Origin of the sequence: Thalassotalea castellviae (genome assembly GCF_031846185.1) — a bacterium.
Taxonomy (GTDB): Bacteria; Pseudomonadota; Gammaproteobacteria; order Enterobacterales; family Alteromonadaceae; genus Thalassotalea_H; species Thalassotalea_H castellviae.
Window position 1 is genome coordinate 111,168 of record NZ_JAVRIF010000006.1, and the last position, 19,948, is coordinate 131,115.

General features: G+C 36.3%; 17 protein-coding genes. 4 read left to right on the top strand and 13 right to left on the bottom strand.

Annotated elements, in window-relative coordinates; translation table 11 throughout:
* Positions 1–74 precede the first annotated feature (74 nt).
* Positions 75–3,989, top strand: a complete 3,915-nt coding sequence (locus tag RM573_RS12050) for an SUMF1/EgtB/PvdO family nonheme iron enzyme (protein ID WP_311582198.1) — start codon at positions 75–77, stop codon at positions 3,987–3,989.
* Positions 3,990–4,099: 110 nt separating this feature from the next.
* On the top strand, positions 4,100–4,525 hold the full coding sequence (locus RM573_RS12055) for a DUF1810 domain-containing protein (RefSeq protein ID WP_311582200.1): 426 nt from the start codon (positions 4,100–4,102) through the stop codon (positions 4,523–4,525).
* Positions 4,526–4,676: 151 nt separating this feature from the next.
* Here RM573_RS12055 and RM573_RS12060 read toward each other — a convergent pair whose 3' ends face one another.
* The 3 genes from RM573_RS12060 to RM573_RS12070 form a co-directional block, all read right to left on the bottom strand.
* A complete protein-coding gene (locus tag RM573_RS12060; protein ID WP_311582203.1) occupies positions 4,677–5,120 on the bottom strand; it encodes a hypothetical protein in 444 nt (147 codons plus the stop codon).
* A 458-nt stretch (positions 5,121–5,578) separates the two neighbouring features.
* Positions 5,579–8,389: a DEAD/DEAH box helicase gene (locus RM573_RS12065; RefSeq protein WP_311582205.1), complete on the bottom strand. Its 2,811-nt coding sequence runs from the start codon at positions 8,387–8,389 to the stop codon at positions 5,579–5,581.
* On the bottom strand, positions 8,386–8,769 hold the full coding sequence (locus tag RM573_RS12070; RefSeq protein WP_311582210.1) for a hypothetical protein: 384 nt from the start codon (positions 8,767–8,769) through the stop codon (positions 8,386–8,388). Before RM573_RS12070 ends, RM573_RS12065 begins: the two co-directional genes overlap by 4 nt.
* Before the next feature lie 219 nt (positions 8,770–8,988).
* On the opposite strand from RM573_RS12070, the gene RM573_RS12075 reads away from it, so the two are divergent.
* A complete protein-coding gene (locus RM573_RS12075) occupies positions 8,989–9,453 on the top strand; it encodes a hypothetical protein (protein ID WP_311582213.1) in 465 nt (154 codons plus the stop codon).
* Positions 9,454–10,099: 646 nt separating this feature from the next.
* Positions 10,100–10,891 carry a sulfite exporter TauE/SafE family protein gene (locus tag RM573_RS12080; RefSeq protein WP_311582216.1) on the top strand — a complete coding sequence of 264 codons (792 nt, stop codon included), beginning with the start codon at positions 10,100–10,102 and terminating at the stop codon, positions 10,889–10,891.
* A gap of 105 nt (positions 10,892–10,996) precedes the next feature.
* Here RM573_RS12080 and RM573_RS12085 read toward each other — a convergent pair whose 3' ends face one another.
* The 10 genes from RM573_RS12085 to RM573_RS12130 all read right to left on the bottom strand — a co-directional run bounded on the left by RM573_RS12085 (position 10,997) and on the right by RM573_RS12130 (position 19,942).
* Entirely contained in the window at positions 10,997–12,223 is a 1,227-nt protein-coding gene (locus tag RM573_RS12085) for a cyclopropane-fatty-acyl-phospholipid synthase family protein (protein WP_311582219.1), read from the bottom strand.
* Positions 12,224–12,258: 35 nt separating this feature from the next.
* Positions 12,259–13,032 (bottom strand): DUF1365 domain-containing protein, encoded by a 774-nt coding sequence (locus tag RM573_RS12090; protein WP_311582223.1) that lies wholly within the window; start codon positions 13,030–13,032, stop codon positions 12,259–12,261.
* On the bottom strand, positions 13,032–14,306 hold the full coding sequence (locus RM573_RS12095) for an NAD(P)/FAD-dependent oxidoreductase (RefSeq protein WP_311582226.1): 1,275 nt from the start codon (positions 14,304–14,306) through the stop codon (positions 13,032–13,034). The genes RM573_RS12090 and RM573_RS12095 overlap by 1 nt, the downstream gene beginning before the upstream one ends.
* Positions 14,303–15,025 (bottom strand): SDR family NAD(P)-dependent oxidoreductase, encoded by a 723-nt coding sequence (locus RM573_RS12100; RefSeq protein WP_311582229.1) that lies wholly within the window; start codon positions 15,023–15,025, stop codon positions 14,303–14,305. The genes RM573_RS12095 and RM573_RS12100 overlap by 4 nt, the downstream gene beginning before the upstream one ends.
* The gene (locus RM573_RS12105) at positions 15,025–15,486 is read right to left on the bottom strand and encodes a nuclear transport factor 2 family protein (RefSeq protein ID WP_311582232.1); all 462 of its coding nucleotides are present in this window, start codon (positions 15,484–15,486) and stop codon (positions 15,025–15,027) included. Before RM573_RS12105 ends, RM573_RS12100 begins: the two co-directional genes overlap by 1 nt.
* A 91-nt stretch (positions 15,487–15,577) precedes the next feature.
* Entirely contained in the window at positions 15,578–16,966 is a 1,389-nt protein-coding gene (gene phrB, locus RM573_RS12110) for a deoxyribodipyrimidine photo-lyase (RefSeq protein WP_311582235.1), read from the bottom strand.
* 32 nt (positions 16,967–16,998) lie between these two features.
* Positions 16,999–17,958 (bottom strand): YbgA family protein, encoded by a 960-nt coding sequence (locus RM573_RS12115; RefSeq protein WP_311582238.1) that lies wholly within the window; start codon positions 17,956–17,958, stop codon positions 16,999–17,001.
* A 23-nt stretch (positions 17,959–17,981) separates the two neighbouring features.
* Positions 17,982–18,656: a ChrR family anti-sigma-E factor gene (locus tag RM573_RS12120; RefSeq protein ID WP_311582241.1), complete on the bottom strand. Its 675-nt coding sequence runs from the start codon at positions 18,654–18,656 to the stop codon at positions 17,982–17,984.
* Positions 18,649–19,266, bottom strand: coding sequence for a sigma-70 family RNA polymerase sigma factor (locus RM573_RS12125; RefSeq protein ID WP_311582244.1), 618 nt, complete (start codon positions 19,264–19,266; stop codon positions 18,649–18,651). Before RM573_RS12125 ends, RM573_RS12120 begins: the two co-directional genes overlap by 8 nt.
* Before the next feature lie 103 nt (positions 19,267–19,369).
* Entirely contained in the window at positions 19,370–19,942 is a 573-nt protein-coding gene (locus RM573_RS12130) for an LON peptidase substrate-binding domain-containing protein (protein WP_311582247.1), read from the bottom strand.
* Positions 19,943–19,948: the final 6 nt, after the last annotated feature.

Genomic DNA, 19,948 nt, shown 5'->3' on the forward strand with positions numbered 1-19,948 from the left:
AAGTTGTTCAAAGCGTTAGCTAAACCAGTCGTTAAAGCGGTGCTTAATAAATAATAAAAATAAAGGGATATATCGTGGTCGGTAGCTCATTTAAAGGGAATGATAAAGATATAAAGTTAATCACCGATGACTATTACTTTATTTTGGAGCGAGCGCTGTCAAAAAGTGATGATGGCAGTGAGGTGTGGTTAGCGATTGATGAAGGGCTATTGCAGGCACGCTTAAAGAACAGTCAAAAAAATAAAGAAGACTTATTGCAGCATCATCGCTTTGTGATGAAGTTTACCCGAAACCGCCCACATTTATTAACCTATCATGACAATGAGTTTCAGATATTAGAAACGATTCAGCACCGCTATCCCCTCAGTAAAAGCTTACCGTCAGTACATTGTGCGGTGCCGGCAGACACCTGTTTTATTCCTGGTGTTGATGAACGAACGGGTAAAAAATTACAGGAAACCATCCCCAACAAAGCGTTTATTGTACTGCCGTATATAACAGGAGACAGCTTTACGCATCTAAGTAAAGCGTGGGCACAATCAGACCGCTTTGATAAAACCCATGCGTTATTACCGGCCATTGCTCAGGCCTTTGATGAATTAACCCTTACAGACATAGTTCACCGAGATATCTCCCCGAATAACTTAATGCAAGACCTGCGCGGAGGCGTGCATATTATCGACTTTGGTTTTGCCTCGGATTTAAAGGCTGAAACGCCAAGCCGCTTGGGCGAAGGTACTGTAAAATATCGCGCCCCAGAGATTATAGAGGAATCTGAAGCGGACACGCGTACTGACCAATTCTCCTTAGCCTGTGTATTTTACTTTTTACTGACGGGTCGCTCGCCAAGTCATGGTCCTTCGGCTGAGCTTATTGAAGAATTTAACGAGAATTTACCCTCAACGTTATCACAAGTGCTGACTAAAGCGATTAGCGACGATAAAAACGCACGCCATAACGACTTCACCATTTTTTTCAGTGCACTTAAGCAAGCGTTTATACAAGACATTCAAGCGCGAGATGAATTAAGACCACTACAACAAAACATTGATGGCTGGTTTGAATATCAAACAGGTATACAACAAACGATTAAAGACTATCAGCAATTACAGCAATCACTACTGGCACCGAACACACAACTCCAGGTATTAAAAACAGCCGGGCTGATTGGGCAAGATAAACTTAACACCTTGCTCAGCTATGACAGCATAGAAGCCAACATTACAAAGCACATTAAGACGCTTCAAGGGCAAGACAGCACAGCAGAGTCACACATTAGAGGGCTTAGGCACACGCTTAACCAGCTTAAACAAGGTGAAAGTACGTCCATCCCTAGCCTGACAACCCCACCGAAGGTTAAACAGTCGGACTATCTCAAACTCAAATCACAGGTTGACGACGAAGTAGAAGCATTTAATGACTTATTGGCTGGTATAGGCGAGCAGATGATTGGTCAAATTGAGCAACATAGCCAATGGCCAGATGAAGAACTTAGTGTTGAAATAACTCAGTCGGAAGACATTATTAACTTGCTAAGTAAAGGCGTTGAGATACTCACGGAAAAGTTCTCAGAAGCTAAAAACGTCAATGAAAAACAAAATAAGATACTGACTGAACTTCATCAGTTTGTTACCCGACTCAAACAACAAGTAACAGATGCACAAAAGCAACTGAGCCCAGAAACTGGCTTAATCACTAATAAAGCGCACTTAATTGCCAGTATCACCGAACGATTAGAATCAGAGCAGCGCATCAAAGCGCTTATTACTGAATATCAGCAATTTATTGAGCAATGCAAAACGTTTAATCAAACCGCAAAGCAAACCACTGAGCAATTAAGGCTGTTAAACAACAATCAAAAGTCGACACAACCTTACTGGCAAAAACAGTGGAAAGACGCATCAGAATCGAAACTGCTATCAACCACTCTGATGTTAGTCTTGCTCATCGCCATCATCACAGGGGTAACCTATTGGTCTCCGTTTTCTAATAACGGCCCTGAGGTAAAAGCCTCTCTTACTCGTAACATTGAAGGTAGTGTTTGGTTTAGGCAAAAAGAGGCGTTTGAGCCTGGCGATTACCGATTAGTGTTAACCGATGCGTCATGTGATTTTAAAAAAAATCAACAACAGCAAGCTCAAGGAAATTTACACTTTAGGTGCACAGCAGAAACAGCTAAAGAGCAAGCTTATCAGTTATACAGTCCAGCCAACGAAATACTCAAAGACGATGAGCTATATATTACGCCAAGATATTATGACTTTAATGTGAAAGTCTTTCCTGAGTCTTCAAAAGTCACCTATCAAGTTGAAAAGAGAGTTGTAACAATTTCCAAAGACCAACCGCTAGCAGAAGGGCGCTATGAGTTAACGATTAAAGCAGAGGGTTATCACACAAAAACTCAGACAATCAACTGGCCTAATTCAGCCTTAACCATTCAGCTGGAAGCGATAGACAATGAGCCGCCAAGAATTGAACTAACTAATCTCCTTACTAATTCACGCTCTACTCCTCAAGATAAAACCTACCCCGTCGGAAATACTAGTTTTACTATGAAATACATTCACGCAGGTACATTTATGATGGGATGTGTAAGCGGTAAGGGGTGCAAAGATAATGAGCTTCCAGTTCATAAAGTGAAGTTAAAAGCGTTCTATATGATGGAAAATGAAGTTACTTGGAATTTATATCAGCAGTGCATTAATGCCAATATGTGTGCAGACAATGGTAAAATTAAATTTAGAGGGGATAGGGGCTGGGGCAAAGGGGAGCGTCCAGTCATTAACATTAGTTGGGAGGACATCACTGAAAGTTTTATACCTTGGTTAAATAAACAAACAGGTCAAAAATTTAGACTGCCGAGTGAAGCCGAATGGGAATACGCAGCTAGAGCTGGCACAGATTCAAAGTACAGTTGGGGTAATAGCATCGAGTGTAGTAAAGCTAGGTATGATGGTGGAAAAGACTCTAATTGCGATGATAAAAACCAGAATGGTGAATTCAAAGGTACCTTGCCTGTAAAAAGTTATAGTCCAAATTCATTTGGTTTATATGATATGCATGGCAATGTATGGGAATGGACTCAAGATTGCTGGAATGATTCTTACCGCAACACTCCTGTAGGTGATGGTAGCTCTTGGATAACTGGAGATTGTAATCGTCGTGTTTATCGTGGTGGTGCATGGAATTATCAAGCTGAACATCTGCGTTCAGCTTCTCGTGGTGGTATGAAAGGTGCTCACTTTAGTTTTGGCTTTCGTCTTGTGCAATCTGAATTTTCACGAAGTTCATTTATGGATGTTGTTAAATTACCATCTCCTATAGCTCACCCTGAATGTTATTCAGGAAAGGCATGCGATTTTAATGATAAATCTATTAAAATGATCGAAGTTTCAAAAACGGAGATTACAATTGATGATTGGCAATTATGTGTTGATGGCGGAGTTTGTTCTCCCAAAGTTAGTTCTACTCAAATGAATCAAATGTTTCAACATGAACACTTTCGCTCTAGTGCTGAGAAACTAAGTTCATTATTTAAAAACCGTACAGATTTCGCTACTCCAGTTAATGTTGCGTTCTCTGAGGCTGAAATCTATATAAATTGGTTAAGTAAAAACACAGGTTATTCTTATAGGCTTTTAACGACAGGTGAATTTGCGAAGCTGACAAAGTTTGATACTCGGGTTTGCCAAAAACACCATGATCGGACAGTGAAAGCTAAATGCTTAATTGAACAATGGTCGCAGGACTCTTCTGTATCATTTGATTCCGTCATTGATCATTTAAGTCTTACTCCTGAGTATTCCAAGTTTTGCGGTAAACCTTATTTGAGCGGCGTGGGAGCAAATTTCCTTATGTCTGACTTTGACGCTGCTATTGAGTGTGGGTTTGAATCAGAATATAAAGGAATCACAGTTATGGATAGATTGTATTTATCTCCTATTATGGGTGGATTGCTTAATTTTCGAGTGGCACGAGATATTGATTAATATGTGTACCCCAAGATGCAACTATTACATGCCTTCTAGCCGGAATAAGCCTAAACGAAGTTTTCGTTATAGATCTAGTGATTTTCGTTCGTAATTCGAGGTTTACCTGAATGACATTCAATTGTTTTGAACAAGCACAAGCCAAATTCTATAGTGTAGCTCTACAAGAGCTAACTGCAGGTAAAAAGAAAAGCCATTGGATGTGGTTTGTCTTTCCGCAACTAGAAGGGTTAGGCCAAAGCGAAATAGCGCAAAAGTTCGCACTAGAAGATGGAGAGCACGCAAGGGAATATTTGGCCCACCCGATACTTGGCAAGCGACTATTAGAGCTTACCCAAGTGTGTTGTAACCATAAAAACTTAACCGCTGCTGATATTTTTGATCACGATACGGTTAAATTTCACTCGTGCATGACTTTGTTTGCGTTAACCCACCCAGACAATCTTGTATTTAAGCAAGCTCTACATCAATTTTTTGCTGGTCGCTATTGCCAACGAACTTGGCAAATATTGAAAAACGATGGTGTGTTAGATTAGCTAAAACTATCGCCCTGTTTTATACATAAATCGAAAAGTGCTTAATGCACTTGTCGGTATTTAGTGCAAGTGCGTAAAAATGGTCGCTACAAAGTCTATATCTGCTTGCACTATTGCAGTTTAAGGCTTTAGAACTCAGCTTTGTAACCTATCACTCTTGTCTTTGTAGTACAGTCAACTCCCCCTCACATTCTGTTTGTAGAGTGCTTTTGGTCAAATCAATAATTTTATGTATTTGCTCACTATTTAATCGGCTTGATAACTGTTCAGTGAGATGTGCCATGACATCTTGATTATCACTTAGATATTTTTTGGTGTCTTTATCTTCAATTTTGAACTCATCCAGTAGGGTAACGATTGTTTTATCTTTAAAGCGCCAAGTGCCTGAAAATACAAAAGAGAGTTTTATAACTTTTAAGTTATCGTCAGTAAACACTATTGTAAGCAGGCTAATGTATGTATTACTTTTATCGTAAGCTCTGATTGTTTGAACAAGAGGGATCTCTTCAGCCTCATATTCAATGGCTTTCCAGTAGCCGAAAATATCATGTTCTTTAATTTCATCTATTTTATTTATAAGTTCAACTGCTGTCATATTTAGATACCAACTATTTAGGTGTTTTTAAATTAAAAAAGTTATTATGCCAATTAGCATTATGAAGATGTTTGAAAACGTCTTTATTGTTGCAAGGCTATACACTTGGCATGTGTTAAAGGTAAAGGCGAATTTAATTAGCCATATTTATAATAATATTAGCTAAAGCTGCCGCCCCTTTTTATATACAAATTGACAATTACCTAATGCTCTTGTCTGCATTTAGTGCAGCTGCATACATGACCGCTACTGTTGCTATATCGGCTTGGGCCGTTGCAGTTGCATTTTCCTCCTTTAGAACATTTTGGTCTGAGATAACATCCCCCAGAACTAGATGACCCGCTAGAGCTAAATAAGCTAAAAATACCGTAAATAAAGAGTAAGAAAATTAAAAATTCCATTGTTTGACCTCTTGTTGTTAATGTCATTATGCTTATATGCTGGGATTAACGTTGACGCTAAACACCGCTAAGGTGAGACATGTTTTTAACGAGTTTAGCTGGTTGGGCTAGTTGTACTACTTGAGTCGCTTTCGTATTCAGGTGAGAGACTTGATTAGCTTCATATTCACACAAAAAGTCTTTTAACGTTTTCACTCCTAAAGGCGCACTACTAGTTATCTTTAAGTCGCTCGCGCTAAAGTTACAAAACCACTCTAAGCGTTTACTAGCTCGTGTTAGTAATACATTAAGTCTCCGCTCTCCGCCATATTGGCTAAAAAGCCCAAACTGTTGTTTTAATTTATTGTTTTTCTGCCAACCATATATAAAGCTCACTAAAACCAATTCTCGCTCCTTGCCTTGTATGTTGTCTAAATTACCAATAATAAGCGGTGCCTTTAATTCAACTTGTTTTAGCCAGTTATCTAGAACTGTGTCGTTTTTACGGGTTAGTCTTAGGTGCTCTTGTATTAAAGCCATTTGAGCGGTATTACTGGTTACTATGGCAACGGTCATCGGTTTGTATCGGTGGGCAATGTCACTAAGTCGTTTTATTAAATGTTTAGCCTCGTCAATATTTGTTGCATCAGGTTTAGGTTGATAAAAGCCGTTGTGGTTATTAATAACTGTACCTTCAAGTTCATTGGGCTTGATTTGTTTGGTGATTAATTGATTTTGGTAAAAGGTGTTGTTTGAAAATGTAATTAAGTCTTTATGCTGACTGCGATAGTGATTTTTTAACATCACACTAGGCGCAGCATATCGATAACAAATACTTAACATGCTCTCGCTGTTTTCAGTATTGCTGGCATCCGCTTTAAAAAACGTTGCTGGAGGCATTTGTTTATCATCACCAAATAACGTCATTTGATGGCAACGCTCCATAGCGGGTAACACTTCGGGCAAATGTAATTGACTTGCTTCATCAATGATCAAAAAGTCAAAATGGTGCTGAGTTAATTTAAGGTGTTTCAAACTCTCGGGAGTGATTAAGGTTATAGGACATAATTTTTTTATGTGTGTCGACAATAAACTCAATATTTCGACACTGCTTTTATCTGTTTTCTTTTCACTTAACAGTTTGCGTAAACTTAAGTTTTCTTGTGTTGTCAGTTTGGCACTAAGCCCTGAGTATTGAGCACAAAGACTTTGTTGCGCGATTAGTTGTTTTTCTTCTTCTAATTCAGATTTTTTAGACAATAAGGTTTGCTTTTGTGCAATCAATTCAAAGTCGAGTTTGTATTGATTCTGGATTGTACGCAGTGCATGTTGATATTTTATTAGTTTTAGTAACTTTGTTGTTTCGGATTTGTCGTAAAACTGCTCTAGGATCGTTGTATAATTTTCGAAAGGAGACGTTGATATATTGCTAACTACATTTCGCTTTTGTTTGTATTTTTGTATTTGTACCGTAGAGGTTAATACGGGCTTTACGTAGCTTAAAAACTGCTTGATTGTTATCGGATTGAAGCTTTTGGTTATAACACTTGGGCAATCATTTAATTTTGAAAATACTATATCAAAACTAGCCTTGTTTAATTGGTTTGCTTCTAATTTAAACGCAGCTAGTTGGTCAGTTGAAATATGCTGTAATTCATCAAGTAGGCTAATGATATAGCCGATATTAAGGTTGGATAATGAAAAGCCAATCAATTTTTCTTTTGATGATTTCTGTACCGATAAATATTGGTGTTGTTCTAAGGCTTTAATAAGTTCAATGGCTTGCTGAGGTGAAATAGTAGCGAGTGGAACTTTAAGGTGTTGTTGTAAAGCCTTTTTATTATCAAACTGAATTATCTGCCCTATTTTATTTGCAGAAAAATAAGTGTTAATTAGGTCTAGGTTGATGTGCCAGAAGCTATTAGATACATGCTTGTTCCAGTGGGTCTCAATTGTATTAATATGTTTTTGACTATTAAAAAGAGCATAAACTAGCTTTTGTTGCTCAACCAAGCTTGCCCAGTTAATGGTGGCATCATTTTTTGCGAGACCTATTGTTTGATAGAGTTTACTGAGTTGATAGAGAGAGAAGGCTTTAGTCATTTCAGGTAGCGCACTAGTTAATGAATTACCAGCATCGTTCAAAATATTAAGCGAGTTTAACAATGAATTTTGGTTTGTTAGGGCACTAGCATCACAGTGTTTCAGCAATTTGTCAGTTTCATATTTTAAACCTATAGGAAATGATGAAAACTGATGCTCTAAACGAGTAATATCTTCTTTTACATCAGTTAGGGGAACGATTGATAATTGAATGTTCTGTTGGTTGAAGTCAGCCGTAAATTCAGCAACTTTATTTATCATCTGCTCTACTGTTAGTGATGTCTCTTTAGACCGAATTTCATAATATGAAAGTTGATTACTAAGCGACACAAGCTCTTCGTTTACTGTAAATGCATCATTTTTTTTACTGAAACTAAAGTGATTTTTGTCAAATTGAATTTTTAGTTTATTCAGTAAGTTTTTAGTGGAAATATCATGTTGACTTAGATCTAGTATTACATCGCCAAGCCCAAGCTTTGCCAATTTTTCTTGTATTATTTTAGCTGGCTCTTGCTTCTTGGTAAGAATTAAAAGTTGTTTATCGCTTGCTAATAACTCAGCTACTAAATTGACAAGTGTATTTGTTTTTCCTGTGCCTGGAGGACCATAAATTAAACTGACTGGCTGGTTGATTGCAAACAGCACAGCGTTTGCCTGATGTGTATCGATAGGTAAAATATTTTTGAGCTGAGTTCTATCGTTATCTTGATAAACCAAGCTAACGGCATTGCTATTATATTGTGACTTCAAGTGCTTATATAGTTTTTTTTCTGGTAGCTGATTCATTTATTTTCTCCAGTGTTAATTTGGCTGAATTTGGTGATGGTTTTGTAAGGAAGTCCGCTTTTTGATAGTTGCTCGATACGAATTATTTGGCATTTATTAGGATTAAAGCCGTATTCTTTAGCACCTGCCCTGATTGCCAAACAAACAGCTGGTTTTGATAGTTTATGCATGGATGTAGTTGAAATGGTGTGTATGGATTCTCCCTGCTCACATTCATATCTAACGATGAATTTATTCTGAAACTCGCTTGGTTCCACAAAATCAATAGTGCTGCTACAACCAGCAAAGAGCGAAATTATGGAGAAAATTATTGGCAGTTTTAATGTAGGCTCGATGAGCTTTAATTCTGAGTATCGGTTATTTGATTCTGTTTTATTCATAGCTATGCCTTGTCAAAATGAACTTAACAAGGTTTATGCTGGGATTAATACGAGTAAGGTTGAACTATGTGGAAGTTAGTACATTGATAAATTGTAATATTTAATCAGAAGACATTAGTAATGTCATAACTTGTGTGCAAATTTGTACGAAAATGAGATTATTAATATATTTCCCAGCATATGTATTGTTGACTTCATAAAATGCAATAAGGAAAAGTAATGAGCTTCTTACCACCTGAAATATTTAACACAGCAGTGAAGAATGTAACGCTTAAAGGGACATCAGTAGATAGCAGTAGGATGCCCGAACGTATCAAAGATAAATTGCTTTATTTACTAAATGGAGAAGTGCAAAGGCAAGACGATGTGATACTAAAGACATGTTCATTAGGATTACCTTTAGGTTATTCAGTTCGCTTGAACGTTGATGTTGAGTATTTTGGAGGCTGGGATTTTGAAATTGATCTTAAATTAGTTGATTGCATAATTAGGCCATGCGATAGGTTACATATTGAATATGTTTTCGAACTTGCTGATATATGGGGCCCTGAATATGCAACTGGTGAACCTTGGGATGACGAAATGAATTGCTATATGAATCCAGAAATAAATGACCTTTTAGAGTTACCTGTAATGGATCTTATTGTAAATTTACTGAATTCAAAATATGGGCGGTGTATATAAGTAATCACTTAAAAGGAAAAAAGTCCGCAGGCAAAGTGTTTTAACTAGTAATTAAGTTGACTTGTGAGTGGGGGCTTTGTTCGATAGAAGTACATTAATTACCCAAATTTTAAGGGAGTAAATCAAGTTTCTATTTTTTAATTGAATATGGCACCCTCTAGTTAATGCAGAGTAGTATCCATAAGTTATTTAGGGGGGGATTAGAGTATGTATACTAATGCAAGCTATTGTTTAAGATATGAGCATAAATACGAGGACAACTAGGGTTAATTCCCAATAAATATTTAGCAATTATATTTAAGTCAGTTTATAGATAATTATTTTCATTTTTACATGAGAAAGTTAATTCAACAAGTAGTACAAGTAAAAAGTATGATACTTTATTGTTTGTTATTTATAGCTCCGCTACAAATTTAATTTTTGAAGTGTGATACTTTAATAAAAATACTTATCTTTAAGCGTCCAATAATAGGGAGTCTTACAGATACAAAAGTATGATACTTTGTTGTTAGTTTACATGTCCAATCAAAGCAAGGTCAAAAAGTAGCATGTAAAATTCGAGCCTCGTAACAACAGGCTCGAATTTATTATCTCTTACTTGACTGAAACATAGTAACTTCTTGCTGTAATTCTTAAGCTGTTTTTCGTGGTAGTTAAAAACGTTAAGTTATATGGCACCAAGAGAAAGATAAATTTAGGTGAAGTAGTCATGGAACCTTCTGCGGCATTGCTTATCGCGATTGTTGTTTTACTTATTGGTATTTCAAAATCAGCTTTTGCAGGCGCATTAGGTGTTTTTGCTGTGCCATTATTAATGTTTAAGTTCACGGCAATTGAAGCGATTACTTTGATGTTACCTTTGTTGATTATCGCCGATACGATGAGCATAAAAAGCTTTTGGAAAAAATGGGATAAAGAGTTGTTGGCTTTACTTATCCCAGGGGCGATCGTCGGAATAGTTATTGCCAATTTACTGATAGATTATATAAATTCAGGGTATTTACGAAACATAATTGCCTATATTTGTATAATATTTGCGCTTAAAAATATTTTCTTTCAACGGTTACAACTTAGTTTTATACAAAATCGTGTCGGGGCTTATTTTATGTCTGCATGTTCTGGGATTTCAAGTACCTTAGTCCATGCTGGAGGCCCACCATTAATCATATATTTTACTGCAATAGGTTTGCCTCGAACCCAATTTGTTGCAACTGCTGCCGCATTTTTCGCAGTGATGAATATCATAAAACTAATGGGGGTATTGTCATTAGGATTATTATCTATTGAAACCGTTATTACTGCGCTGGCGTTTTTCCCGTTGGCTTTGGTGGGTAATTGGTTAGGTTTAAAAATCAATCAAAACTTAGATAAGCAATTATTTGAAAAAGTGATGAATTACGTTTTATTGATTTTAGGAGGGTGGTTAGCAGTTAATTAAATTGTTTTTATCAGCTTCATTGTCAGTTTTAACTGGGTTTAACGAAAAATAAAATGTTGAATTTAAAACAGCCTCAATTATGAGACTGTTTATATGTATGAAATGTTACTTTCTTGCGACTAAATGAACGGTACTGGTTGATCGTTCTAAAAATGCCCCTTCACAATAAGCAAAGTAATACAGCCATAATCGTTTAAATGTTTCATCGTAACCTAGTGATGTTAATTCTGACCATGAAGCTAAGAAGTTTTTCCGCCAGTCATCGAGTGTTTTAGCATAGTCCAACCCTATATCGTCTAATGTTTCTATAACTAATTCACTATGCTTAGTGATGTGCTCAGTTAAAACATTAACCGAAGGTAAAAAGCCGCCAGGGAATATATATCTTTGGATAAAATCTACATTATTTTTGTAGTAATCAAACCTCTGATCTGCAATGGTGATTGATTGTATCAGTAGTTTTCCACCGGGTTTTAATCGCTCGTTACACTGTTGAAAAAAACTTGGTAAAAACTCATAACCAACAGCTTCAATCATTTCAATTGACACCACTTTGTCATAACGACCAGACAAATCTCTATAGTCATCTTTTAAAAGTGTGATTTGATTTGAGAGCCCTAATTTTTCAATTCTTGCTTTTGCATAATTATATTGAGCATCAGAGATTGTGGTCGTGGTTACTTTACAGCCATAGTGCTGAGCCGCATAAATAGCTAAGCCGCCCCAACCTGTGCCTATTTCCAATAAATGATCTTTGCAATTGAGTGATAAACGTTGGCAGATAGTGTCTAATTTATAAAGTTGTGCCTCATTTAATGTTGAATCTGTTTTAGGGTATATCGCAGATGAGTACATCATTTCAGGATCAAGAAAACGAGTATATAGCTCATTCCCTAAATCGTAATGTGCCAGTATATTTCGCTTTGAACCTGATTGAGTGTTTTTATTTTGCCAATGGCTGATGGCATTCTTTATTTTATTAGCCCAGGATTTTTTCGCTTCTAACTTGTCTGTTTGTTGTTGAGCTTTAGCAAAAATACGAATAATAGTTGTCAGGTTCGGGCTACTCCATTTACCGTCAATATATGCTTCAGCTACACCTATGCTGCCACCTTTAACAAAGTCTCGATAAACACTAATGTCATGAATATGTATTTTACCTTTAATACTGCTATCTATAATTTCGTTAGGAAAAAATGAACGTGTAGTACCTTCAACAACTTCAAGTTGTCCGTAATTTATTTTCGAAAAAACAGACTGAACGATTGAGCGGCAACGTTTATCAAACCAATTTGCCTCTTTTAATACCATTAGGCCTTTTATCTTTTCCATCTCTGGTTCCTCATAATTCATTTTCATACGTTCAGTTAATCTGCTTTTTGGTACCCTAAAAACGGGATACGTTTGATAAAAAGTCGCAATGCTTGCCAATAAATACTGAACACTATTTTTATTGTCATTACTGGAAGTTGGCACCAAACTTTGGTTAAATTCGTTTTTGTTAATGGTTTTTTATTCATTACTAAGCTGGCGTCAAATAACTTTTTATTGATATTTTTGTCGCTATCAATACGCTTATTTTCGATATGAATCACCAGTTTGCTATCTTTGTTACAAGGCGGCTTAACATGCCAAAAATACGACATGTCTAAGTCCATAAAAGGTGAAACTTGAAACGCTTTTTTATTCACCTTTTCGTTGTTTGTCGATAAATCTACTAAATAGTAATGACGCTCGTTCCAAGGTGTATTACTCACCTCAGCGAGCATTTGAGTACATTTTCCAGAACTGTCATAGCAAAAATAAAAATTTGCTGGGCTGAAATAAATACCAAAGCACCTCACTTGTACGAGCATGACAATCTTCTCAATATCTTTATAACCATTGAGTAAACGTACTTTGTTAGTTATACGTTGTCGTAACGAGTATGGTTCACCGGGTAAGTAATCTTTTTCAACAAAGTGTAATGGGTGATACCAAGAGGAACCTAGAAGTCCAAGCTTATTGGTTTGTTTTTCAATGTCTGTAATATCGATAGCAAGCATATATAAACGGTATTTAAAACTATGCTTTTTGGGCGAAAATCGTCGATGGGATATTTCCCCTAAATATATATAACTTTGACTAAATGGATTATCCATTAAGCACCTTTCGCATGAACATCTAAAAAGCAATCAAAACGCTTTGCGACTTCTACCGCACTTCTTACGCCATCTTCATGAAAACCATTGTGCCAATAAGCGCCGGCAAAATGTGTATGGTTTATTCCACAAATAAATGAACGTTGCTTTTGTGCTTTAATTGATTGAGTTGAAAAGACTGGATGATGATAAACATACTCGCCTAAAATCTCGGCAGGATTTATTTCCTCTTTTTGGTTAAGGGTAACGCAAAAGGTATCTGCACTTTTGATGCCCTGTAATATATTCATGTTGTAGGTAACACTAGCTGCTTTATTGCGATCATCACTTAATTGGTAATTCCAACTTGCCCATGCATTTTTTCGTTTGGGTAACAGCTTTTTATCTGTATGAAGCACGACTGAGTTTTCACTATAAGGCATGGCTGATAAAATGGCTTCTTCTTCATCTGTTGGATCATTTAATAAAGCAAGTGCTTGATCAGAATGACAGGCTATCACGACCTCGTCGAATGTTTCGCTCGAGCTATTATTAAAATGTAAATGCACTTTCTCGTCAGAGCGTGTAACGCCACTAATCTCTGCATTTAGTTTAATATTTTTCTCAAATGGAGCGCACAAAGGCGTTAAGTAGCTGCGAGAGCCGTTCGGAATAACATACCATTGCGGCCTATCAGCAATGTTTAGTAAACCATGGTTATGAAAAAACTGGACAAAAAATCGAAATTCAAAATCTTCCATTTGAGCTAAAGAGCTTGACCAAATAGCTGCGCCCATAGGTAAAATATAATGTTCAGCAAAGAATTCACTAAAATTATTTTCCTTTAAAAAATGCCCTAAAGCGTATCCTTTTTGATAATTTCCTTGATGAAATATAGCTTTACATAATTTGTTAAACCTTAAAATCTCTTTTACTAGCACCCAAAATCGCGGGTTAAAAATATTACGTCGTTGCGCAAATAAGGTATTTAAGTTGTGACCGTTGTATTCCATTCCTGTTTTGCAATTATGTACTGAAAAGCTCATTTCTGTAGCTTGTTTACCTATCCCTATTTCCGATAATAAGGCTAGGTAATTTGGGTAAGTTATATCGTTAAAAACGATAAAACCAGTGTCTATAGCATAGTTTTGACCATTTTTTTTAACATCAACGGTTGCCGTGTGGCCCCCTATTTTATTATTCTTTTCAAAGACGGTTACTTGGTGTTTTTTTGATAACAGGTAAGCCGCTGTTAAGCCTGAAATACCTGACCCGATAATTGCGATATGCTTCATGCGAATTGTTTCCTTGTGATAAGCCATTGCCAAAGTGAAGACGGTAGGAAAGACAATACTTTTAATATAAAAGTAAAACGTTTAGGAAAATGTAAGTAGGCTTTTCGCTTGTTTATACCATTAATGATCCTATTCGCGGCATCGTCGCTGGTGATTAAAAATGGCATTTCAAAGTTGTTTTTGTTGGTTAAAGGTGTTTTTACAAAACCAGGGTGCACTAGCGTTACTGCAATATTATGCGCTAATAAATCTAACCGTAAGCTATTTGCCAAATAGTCCATACCGGCTTTTGAAGCTCCGTAGGCTTCACTTCTTGGGAAGGGCAATATCGTTGCACTAGAACTGATAAATACTACTTGTCCACCTTGTTTCATTTTAGGTAATAAAAATTGAAGTAAGTAACCTAAAGAAATTAAGTTAGTTGAGATAATTTCTTCAAATAATTCACCGTCAAACTGCTTTGCGTTATCGATATACCGACAATCGCCTGCGTTTAAAATTAATACGTCAATTTCTTCGACATGTTTTGTAGATTGTGAAATTTCTTTCTGATTATTTAAATCAAATAAACAGGTATTGTGAACATTGTTAAGTGCGGTTAATTTTTCTTTATTGCGCCCACACGCTGTTACGGAATAGCCATTAGCAACATACTGTTCAACCAATGATTGACCTATGCCTGAAGTAGCACCAGTGATAAGTATATGTTTAGACGACATTAGTTAGCCGCCTTGTTTTTAATCCATTTAGTCAGTTTGCCAAAAATAGGTACCTGTTCATACAACATCTCACCTAAATCAAGATAGTCTCGGTGATAAATAACTTTATCGTTTTGTCCTTTTATATGTGAATTGCCATAAACAGTGACATCTTTCCCTTTATTTAATTTAGTGTGCTGATAGGTCATCTTCCAATAGATTGAGGCTTCATGTTTTTCAGTAATAACATGATCAATCTCAAAGCGACATGAGGCGATATTTTGATAAAGGCTTTCAAAATATTTGATGAGTTCATCGATACCTTCAACCTTGTGCATTGGGTCAATAAAAGTGACATCAACATGATAAATGTGAGCCAACAAATCTAGGTTGCTTATAGTAAGCGTTTGATAAATACTCACAAAATTTCTGAGCCATAACGGCTTATTTTCAGGCTGATCGTTAAATACTTTTGTTTGCATTTTTAATCCCAAGTTAACGCTGGAACTCTCTGTTACAGCAATAAATAAATTGTAGAAAATAACCCCTTAAAATATAAAAAATATCAGTCAGTTATTTTTTATAAAACGCTAAAGCTTGTAGTCTTGCTGTTTTATGTTCAACAATTGGCGGCCAATATAATGCTAACTGTTGGTTTTCAATATACTGATGTGGAAAATGTATATGTTTTACCGGAATACTTTCTAGCTCTGGTAAGTATTTACGTATAAAACTACCATCAGGATCAAATCGTTCACTTTGTCTTATTGGATTAAACACGCGAAAATAAGGTTGAGCGTCACAACCCGTACTAGCAGCCCATTGCCAGCCACCATTATTTGCAGCTAAATCACCGTCGATTAAATGCTGCATAAAATATTGTTCACCTAAACGCCAATCAATGAGTAAGTGTTTGGTTAGAAAGCTAGCTGCCACCATTCTCAGACGATTGTGCATCCATCCTGTTTGATTAAGTTGCCTCATGGCTGCATCAACCAAGGGGTAACCTGTTTTACCTTCACACCAGGCTTTAAAGTACGATTGATTATTACTCCATGAAAGGGATTGATACTTTTTATTAAAACATTGATGCTTACATAAGCGTTGTTCATGAAACATAAGATGACGATAAAATTCTCGCCAAATGATTTCATTGAGCCAGGAAAACTCTTTACTGTCAGTTGCGAGTAAAAGATCAGGAAAACGATGTAATAATGAAAATAATACAAACCTAGGGCTAATTACCCCAGCGGCTAAGTAAGGTGAAATGCCAGATGTTCCTTTAATCGAAGGGATATCTCGATAGTCAAGATAATCACTGATCTTATGACTAAAAAATGACGTTAAAGTGTTTGATTCATACTCTTTTGCCAATGGCCATGCGGCAGACAAGTTAGTCGGTTCTATTGGCTTAGTGTCGTTGGTATTGCTTAACGATTTGTTTGATATTGCAGGCTTGCCTAAATAGTCAAAGCCATTTAATTGAACATACTTTATCCATGCTTTTTTAAACGGTGTAAAAACTTTGAACATAGTCCCTGACTGATTTAACACCTTGCCTTTTGGGATAATTACATCTGCTTCAAATAGGGTTAATGGAACACCTTGCGCTATGCAATTTTCATCTCTTTGTTGCTCATTAAATTCTAATTCACTGTTCGCTACAACTTCTTGAATATTATTGGTTTCACAATAATTTTTTAGAAAAGTCACTTGAGCGGGAAAATCGGGTAGCACCACAAGCTCAAGAGCAATATTTAATTCAGCTAACTCTAAAACTAATGCGTTCGCATGACGTTTAATAAAATCGATTTTTATTTCGGACCAATCATGCTCTAGCCATTGTTTTTCTGACACAAAAAAAAACGCCTTACGCGGGGTTTCTGACTTTGCAAGCGTCAGAAAATAATGTAAGGCGGGGTTATCGTGCGTTCTTAGATCGTTACGAAACCAAAGTATCAAATCGAATCCTTTTTATTACTACAGTATTAAAATTAATAGGCATATCTCAGCTTAAGTTCATCTGGATATGGTGATAAATATGCTTGCTTTGCTAAATAATCTTTCGGGTATTGCAACAAATAGTGTTTGATTAATGTCAGCGGAGCAAATAAAGGAATAAGACCTTTACGGTATGCATCAATTTGTTCACACAACTCTTGTCGTTCATTACTTTTTAAATGCTTTGAGAAGTAACCCTGAATGTGAGTAAGTGTGTTTGCATGTTTTTTACGAGTTGCTTTAACTTTTAAAGCCGCCATTAATCCAAAAACATATTTTTCCGCCATTTCAGCTAATGGCATATCAGCTTTTGCTAATAATTGACCTAATTGTTTGTAAGCAACTAAGTCGTGACTCATCACCGTGTATTTATATTGGCTATGGAAAGTGGTTAACTTATGCTTTGTTAAACCTGAGGCTTCAACTGTTTGCCAATGTTTATAGGCATAAACTCTAGCAACAAAGTTTTCGCGAATAATAGGGTCGTTTAAGCGGCCATTTTCTTCACAAGGTAATAATGGATTAGCCTCCATGATCTCTTTGGCGAAAACACCTACGCCATCAGATTTTAATGAGTTACCTTCAGGACTATATTGCTTTACACGTTCCATTCCACAACTTGGACTCTTTGCACAAAATACGTAACCACTTAAGTTTTGTGTCATAGACGCCACTTTTTTACCGTAGGCACTTAGTGCTTCAGTGACATCGCCAGAGCCATCTGGTCGAGATACACTTATGACATCATCACGCTTTATTTGTCGAATAGTGGGGCGTGGAATAGGTAATCCAATCGCAACTTCGGGACAAAAGGATTTAAATGTTGCATGTTGTCCCAATTCATTTATACAAAAGTTAGAGGGCTTATTACTGGCGTCAAAGCGTACTTTTTCTCCTACTAAGCACGCACTAATACCAATGTGTAAGTCTTTTTTATCAACGGTATGAATCATAAGTACACCTATTATTTTTGTTATTAATAAATTAATGCGCCGATTGGGTTCAGTAATTTATTAATGCCTTGGGTAAAGTGTAAAGCGTCATTAGCTACGGTATAACAAAGGCATCCGTTGTTTGAAACTGGATGATGCTGGTGTGAACTATCGAGCATAATGAAGTCACCTTTTGTATATTCACCTTTTTCATCATGAAAAGAGCCGTCTAACAATAGGGTTAATTCAAATCCTTTATGGGTATGTTCAGGTACACCGCCACCAGGTTTTATTTCTAATAGGCTGGTGTGAATTTCATTTTCATCTAACTGTAATCGTGCTCTCGATAATTTGCCTATATTGATTGTATTACCTATTGTCATATTATTCAGGACTTTAGGTAATTGATAAGTTGTATCATTAAACACAATTGATTTGTCTAATATGGGTTCTGAAATAGCAATATCATCTGACTGTGAAATAAGGTTAGCCATCGCTTCAAAATCAATGTCATTATTTGAGCTATCATCAACAATAAATTTATCAAGGAAGCCTTCCTCGAAACTAACTTCAGCAGCATGCTCTGTTAATAGGACAATTTTTTCTTGGCATTGCGGACACATTTCAGCATGCATGGCTATACCTGCTGATAATGACGCTGGTAAATCGCCGTCAACAAAGGCCTGTATCAGCTCAAGTTTAGGGTGATGTTTAATCATTTTTTTCTCCTAACTGCACTTTGAGTTTTGCTAATGCTAAACGCAAACGAGATTTTATTGTTCCAAGCGGTAATTTGAGATGTTCGGCGAGTTGCTCTTGAGACATTTCCTTAAAATAGAAACCTTTTACTACTTGTTGCTGAGCTTCAGGTAGCTTTTCTATAACGGTAAGCAATTGCTTATTTTCAAGATGATCATCAAATGATTCATCGTTACCCACCATACTTTCTGCAAGTGGCCAAATGTCTTCACTAAGGTTATCTTCTCTATTACCTTTAATTTTGCGCAACATATCAAAAGTTACATTACGCATAACCGTATAAACCCACGTAGTAGCAGCACCTTTGTCTTTATCAAACAAATGAGCTTTTCGCCAAACATTACTCATTGTTTCTTGAACTACTTCGCTAGCTTGCGCTTCATTAGTAAACTTTCCGCGAGCTATGCCATGAATTTTAGGACCAAAAAACTTAAACAATAGCGTAAACGCTTTTTTGTCTCGTGATATTGCTACGGCATTAAGCCATTCGCAAAGCTGAGGATGATTTATTTTATCTGACATTTTACTAGATTTAGCATTTGTCACTTTGCTTAGCAAGTGGGTTTGCATCGCTTTATCACCGAGTACTAGGTTAAAACATGGTTAGTTATACGGGTTAAAATTTAAAGTAGATCACTTTAATTCTATTTTTTTTGTAATTAAGATGATGCGGCTAATCATTGAGAATAATAGCGTGAACAAAGTTTTCTGCATCTTGATAAGAATGATCGTTAATAAAGGTATTTTTAATTGCTAAATTAATAGGTAAAAGTTCTAACCATCTTGCCACTACCCAACTAGCGTTATGGGTTGGCTTTTCATTGTAAAGAGTATTAAGCATGATATTGTTTTTAAAAACGTCTTCTAGTGATGAAGAAAGTTCGCTAAGTTTTATATGATTAACTTTTTGAGACCAGTGCGATTTTTCTTTAACACAGCCAAAATTTAATTGTTCTTTCTCGTTTTCAATGGATAAAATCTCTACTAAAGACTTACACTGAACGTCAATTTCCAATACGCCATCTTCACCTTCATCAAAGTTGATGATATCGACCCAGCTTCCCCACTTTATTTCAGTTAAAGATGATGATTTAGCGTTTAATAAAATAATAAACCCTTGTTCTGTGGAGGCTATTTTTACCAATTTTAAATAACGGGGTTCAAAAATTCTTAAGCGCGTGATGCCATTGGGTAATAAAAATACCGGTAAAGGGAAAATAGGTAATCTTGAGTTTACAGCTTTCATAAGTAT